The 5,169-nt window shown below is 70.7% G+C and carries 5 protein-coding genes; 1 reads left to right on the plus strand and 4 read right to left on the minus strand.

Translation table 11 applies throughout. The annotated features are described in order from the left end of the window. From AC1DP0_RS17710 to AC1DP0_RS17725, 4 genes are all read right to left on the minus strand, one after another. Window positions 1-485, minus strand: a 485-nt coding sequence (locus tag AC1DP0_RS17710) for a cation:proton antiporter domain-containing protein (RefSeq protein WP_478086909.1), incomplete at its 3' end; no start/stop codon positions are given. A gap of 38 nt (window positions 486-523) precedes the next feature. Beyond that, complete coding sequence (locus AC1DP0_RS17715; protein WP_478086913.1) at window positions 524-1,933, minus strand: hypothetical protein; 1,410 nt, start codon at window positions 1,931-1,933, stop codon at window positions 524-526. Between the two features lie 170 nt (window positions 1,934-2,103). Continuing rightward, the gene (locus AC1DP0_RS17720) at window positions 2,104-3,477 is read right to left on the minus strand and encodes a lipopolysaccharide biosynthesis protein (RefSeq protein ID WP_478086915.1); all 1,374 of its coding nucleotides are present in this window, start codon (window positions 3,475-3,477) and stop codon (window positions 2,104-2,106) included. A gap of 74 nt (window positions 3,478-3,551) precedes the next feature. Next, window positions 3,552-4,571: an LLM class F420-dependent oxidoreductase gene (locus AC1DP0_RS17725; RefSeq protein ID WP_478086917.1), complete on the minus strand. Its 1,020-nt coding sequence runs from the start codon at window positions 4,569-4,571 to the stop codon at window positions 3,552-3,554. A gap of 75 nt (window positions 4,572-4,646) precedes the next feature. On the opposite strand from AC1DP0_RS17725, the gene AC1DP0_RS17730 reads away from it, so the two are divergent. Then, the gene (locus tag AC1DP0_RS17730; RefSeq protein WP_478086919.1) at window positions 4,647-5,111 is read left to right on the plus strand and encodes a CoA-binding protein; all 465 of its coding nucleotides are present in this window, start codon (window positions 4,647-4,649) and stop codon (window positions 5,109-5,111) included. The last annotated feature ends 58 nt before the right edge of the window (window positions 5,112-5,169 follow it).

Below are 5,169 nucleotides of genomic sequence, written 5' to 3' on the forward strand. Positions count from 1 at the left end.
GTGCGCAGCGAGACGAGCGCCGTCGCGTCGTTGACGAGCGACTCCCCCTCGAGGATGGACACGAGGCGACGCGGGAGGCCGATCCGTCGCCCGACCGCGGTCGCGGCCACCGCGTCCGGCGGTGCGACGACCGCGCCGATCGCGAAGGCGACCGCGAAGTCGAGCCCGAGCGCCCAGCGCAGGAAGAGTGCGACGCCGAGGGCCGTGAAGAGCACGAGCCCCACGGAGAGGCTGAGGATGACGCCCGTGTTGTTGCGGAAGTCGACGAGCGAGGTCTGGATCGCGGCGGCGTACAGCAGCGGCGGCAGGATGCCGAGCAGCACGACCTCGGGACTCAGGGCCACCTCTGGGACGAACGGCAGGTAGGAGCCGAGGATCCCGATGACGATGAGAACGAGGGGTGGCGGCAGGTCGAACCTGTCCGCGAGCCACGCCCCGCCGAGGACGGTGGCCGCGATCGCGAGCAGGCCGATGGCGATATCCATGGGACGCTTCTAGGCTGCGTCGCCGGGACGCGATGCGTTCATGGGACCGTGATCGATGCTGCGGCCTCGGCGAAGGCGGCGCCGAGCGCCTTCACGTTGGCCGCCTCGAGGACGGCCGGATAGCGCGGCGGGTCGAGCACGCTGCCCTTCCAGGAGTGGCGGGCGTAGTGCTCGGCGAACCACTCGTCGATGACGCCGCGGTCCTCGTGCAGGTGCTCCCATCCGCGGCGGGCCACGAAGTCGGTGAAATCATCGGGCCGCGGGACCACCGCGACGTTCCCGAGCTCCGCCCAGGGCATGGGCGCTCCTGTGGCCACCGGAAGCCCCAGGAGCCCGGCCTCGAGGCCAACCGTGCCCGTCGCTGTCACGGTGAAAACAGCTTCGCGCATCAGCAGGCGGGAGTCGAGATGCGGGTCGATGGCGGCGATGTTGGGGTGCGCGTCGAGTGGGTGCCAGAAGTCGGGGTCGCGGCGCCACATGAAGTTGGCGTGCTCCTTGACCGCCAACGTGATGCCCAAGGGCGCCAGCGCGTCGGCCAGGACTCGAGCGGTGTAGGGCTGGTCGCGCCAGTCGCCGCCCATGACGTCGACCGTCGACTCGGGCTGGACGTGAAGGGGCATGAAGACATAGCGCTCGGGCAACGGGTCCCAGCTGCGGCTGCCGTACTCCCGCAGATTGAGCCGCGCCTTGACCGGGTTGAGCCAGGGCAGGCGCAGGTAGTCCATCGGCTTCGGTAGCTGCAGGTTGCGCCCTCGATCGAGAGTGAACTCCCGCAGCCGGTCGGAGGCCAACCGCCAGAGCTCCTGGCCCGACTCCGCACGGAGGGCGTTCTCGTAGCCAGGCGGTCGCTCCTGAGCCTGCATCCAGGCGGGCAGATGCGTGCGCCCGGCTGCCGCGGCTCCTGCGTCGGCGCCGGTTCGCCGGAAGAGCCCGATGCCCTTCGGGGTGCCCCACAGTCCGAAGCGGTCGGCCGGGATGCGCATGCCGCGGGGCCACGTCGCCAGGCCCCCGTGATGGGCGACCAGGCCGGCCACGAGCAGTTCCGACGCGACGGTGAACTCGCACAGCGCGAGGATGGGCCCTCGGTCCGCGACCACCGACTCGAGCTCCTCGGCCGCGAGGTTGAGGAAGTTCATCACCGTGTCAACCCGGTTCCGGCGCACCGCTCGCTCGCTGACCAGCAGGTCGAGCACGTCGACGCCGACACCGCGGGCCGCACGCCCCAGCGCTGCATGGGGGGCCAGGCCGGACACCACGTTGGCTTGGCGGGCCGCCTGGTAGGGCAGACGCACCACCGTGGCGTTCGGCGCGTGGCGGGCGGCCCAGGAGAGGTTCGCGTCGGTTCTTGCGACCAGGATCAGGTCACGGGTCTCGAACCCGGCGCTGACGAGTGCCGGAACCAGCAGGTCGTCGAACCCGAGTCCCATGTGGACCAGCGGCGTGACCATGGAGGCCTCTCCAATCTGACGGACGGGGCGGCCGACCGATCGTAGTGCCTGGCGGCTCGGGCCCGCAGCGGGCCTCCACCGACCTGCTGCCGCCGTCTGCTCCATGCGCGGTGCCCTCATGGGCCGCGGCCCAGTGGGTCGGTGCGGAGGAGCTGTGCGGGCGAGACGGCTCAGTCGCGCAGCAGGCGCAGCACGCGCGGCGCACGACCCACGACGACCACCAGCACGAGGCCGGCGGCAACCAGCCGCAGGACCGCACCCCAGCCCTCCATTCCCAGCTGACCGCCGAGCGCGACAGCGGCCACGACCGGCAGGGGGATGGCTAGCAACAGCCACCGCGGCCAGCGCAGAGGCGATTGGGTCGTCGCGAAGGAGGTCGTCGCAAACGCCAGCACCCCGTAGGCAGCCACCTTCGCGATGGCGATCCCCGTGATGCCGAGACGCGGCGCGAGGACGAGCGACAACCCGCCAAGGACTGCCAGCCCCAGCACGGACGCCAGGGCGATGCGGCTGGTGCGTTCCGCGTCCAGGACGGCGAGGGAGGAACCCAGGTAGATCATGTAGAAGATCGCGGTCGTGACGAGCCAACCGGTCGTCGCAACCATCGCGACGTGCCCGAAGTCCGCCTTCGACATGAGCATGACGAGCCAGGGCGACAGCAACGCGACCTCCACTGCCCCCGCCGCCACCACCGCGGTCATGACAGTGCCGGTGCGGGCCGTGAACGCCCACCGTGACTCCGAGGGAGCCGAGAGGACCATCGGAGCCCAGGCGCTGAACAGGGCGGTTGCGAGGACGAAGGGCATGTTGCCCAGCTGCAGCGCGACCTGGTAGCTGCCGGCTGCCTCCGGGCCGAGCAGGCTGCTCGCGAGCAGCACGTCGCCCATGAGGAGGCCGAGCATGGCAAATCCCTGCGGTACCAGTGGCAGGGCCAGCCGCACGCCCGCGCGCACGCGCTCGGGCTGGGCGGTGGGGAGCAACGGTCGACCGAGCACCACAGCCACGGCGGCCACGAGAGCGAGCACGACGGCATATGCGGTGAGGTACGTGTTCGCCGTCGGACTGGTACGGGCCACGATCAGGCCCGCGCCCTGCGCCCCGACCGTCGAACCCACGGCGAGGACGAGAAACGACCAGGGCTGCAGCCGGGCGCGCATGAGCGTCTGACCTGACACGACGACCGTGAGGGCCGCCGCCCCCACGACGAGCGGCAGCACGTCGCGGACGACGACCAGGCCGCCTCGTCCGAGGCCAAGCACGACGAGGGCACCGATGACGCCCAGGAGGACGGCCACCAGGATCATCGCGCCGGCGAGGGCACGCGCAGCGCGCGGGCCGTCGGCCCCTCGGTTGTGCTCCCTCAGGATGACTTGCGGAAGGCCAGCGCTGGCGAGAGTGCCGAACATCTGGACCACGACGAGACCAGCCGCGACGCGACCGAACTCGGCAGGACCGAGGAGCCGCGTCGCGAACGGCAGGATGATCAGGACACCGAGCCCTTGCAGGGCGGTTCCGCCCACGTAGACGGCCGAGTGCCGAACCATCGAGCGGCCCCTCGCCGGTCCGGCAACGTCAGGCACGGGGTGGCGGCACTGCGACACCCAGGCGCCGATCCCGCTCAGCCCCGCAGCTCTTGGGCGACGGTCTGCTCGAAGAGCTCGATACCCGAGCGGTCGTAGGCGGCCTCGGCGAAGTAGGTGATGGCATACGTCATGCCTCGCGTTTCCATGTCCTTGAACATCGAGACGATCTGGTCGGGCGTGCCGACGGCAGGCTGCTTGCGCAGGTCGTCGACGGCGGCCGCGGCCTTCTCGTCGGCGACGCCCCCCTTGCGGAGCAGCTCGCCGTAGAACTGAAGACGGTCCTCGACGTCGGACTCCGTCTCTCCGATGACGACGTTGTAGTTGGCCGAGCGGACGATGTCGCCGAAGTCCCGGCCGAGGTCGGCGCAGTGGCCCTCGAGGATCGCGCTCTTGTGGTCGAAGCCCTCGGGGGTGCCGTCGAAGTTCGTGTAGTCGGCGTACTGCGCCGCGATCTTCAGCGTCACCTTCTCGCCACCGCCGGCGATCCACATCGGGATGCCGTTCAGGGGGCTGCCGGGGGACGAGGTGCCCTGCAGCGGGCGGGGTGCGCAGATGGCGCCGTCGACCTGGTAGTACTTCCCGTCGAGCGTGGCCGACCCCTTGGTCCACATGTCGCGGAAGACCTGGACGCCCTCGCGGAGCGCGCCGAGGCGGTCGCCGGCCTTGGGGAACCCGTAGCCGTAGGCGCGCCACTCGTGCTCGTACCAGCCGCCGCCGATGCCCATCTCGGTGCGCCCGCCGGAGATGACGTCGACGGTCGCGGCGACCTTCGCGAGGTAGGCGGGGTTGCGGTAGGCCATGCACGTGCACATCTGGCCGAGGCGGACCCGGCTCGTCGCGGCGCCGAAGCCCGCCATGAGCGACCACGCCTCATGGGTCGCCTCGCCCGAGGGCTGCGGCACCGTGTGGAAGTGGTCGTAGACCCAGATGGACTCGAAGACGTCTCCGTCGTCCGCGTGCTTGGCGAGGTTGACCATGACTTCCCACTGCTGGGCCGGTTCGATGCCGACGAGATCCATCCGCCAGCCCTGGGGAACGAACATTCCGAATCGCATTCCCTCATCCAACCACGGCCGCCCGGAGCGGGTCCGAACGCGCCCCCGGGGCGACTGGCGTGTGAGGATGACGGGATGAGTTCGCACCGCAACGACCCGAACGTCATCCGGGACCTGCTGCACACCCCGGCCACCTGGGCCGTCGTCGGACTGGGCGACAACCCCGACCGCACGGCCTACCGCGTGTCGTTGTGGCTCCAGCGCGAGCTCGGGATCCGTCTCGTCCCCGTGCACCCGAGCGCGGCGCGCGTGCACGGCTGCCAGGGCTACCAGTCCCTGTCCGACATCCCGGACGGCACCGTCGTCAAGGTCGTCGACTGCTTCGTCAACAGTGAGCGGGTCGGTGCCGTCGTCGACGAGGCGATCGCCGAACGGGAGCGGCTCGGCATCGAGGCGCTGTGGCTGCAGCTCGGGGTCGTCGACGAGCAGGCCGCGGCCCGCGCCGAGCGGGCTGGGCTCGCGGTCGTCATGGACACCTGCCCGAAGATCGAGTACCCCCGGATCCAGCCCGGTGACGGCACCGCCGCCGTGACCGACTGACGAGCGCCACGGCAGCGCCACCATCCTTCTCGCCATCCCCTACGTCACTGCTGCACCC

The sequence above is a fragment of the Terrabacter sp. P5_B1 genome, assembly GCF_056400505.1.

What these genes read in the sequence shown, in the direction of transcription:
- AC1DP0_RS17715 (WP_478086913.1), bottom strand. Translation starts at nt 1,933, where the DNA reads ATGGTCACGCCGCTGGTCCACATGGGACTCGGGTTCGACGACCTGCTG.
- AC1DP0_RS17720 (WP_478086915.1), bottom strand. Translation starts at nt 3,477, where the DNA reads ATGGTTCGGCACTCGGCCGTCTACGTGGGCGGAACCGCCCTGCAAGGG.
- AC1DP0_RS17725 (WP_478086917.1), bottom strand. Translation starts at nt 4,571, where the DNA reads ATGCGATTCGGAATGTTCGTTCCCCAGGGCTGGCGGATGGATCTCGTC.
- AC1DP0_RS17730 (WP_478086919.1), top strand. Translation starts at nt 4,647, where the DNA reads ATGAGTTCGCACCGCAACGACCCGAACGTCATCCGGGACCTGCTGCAC.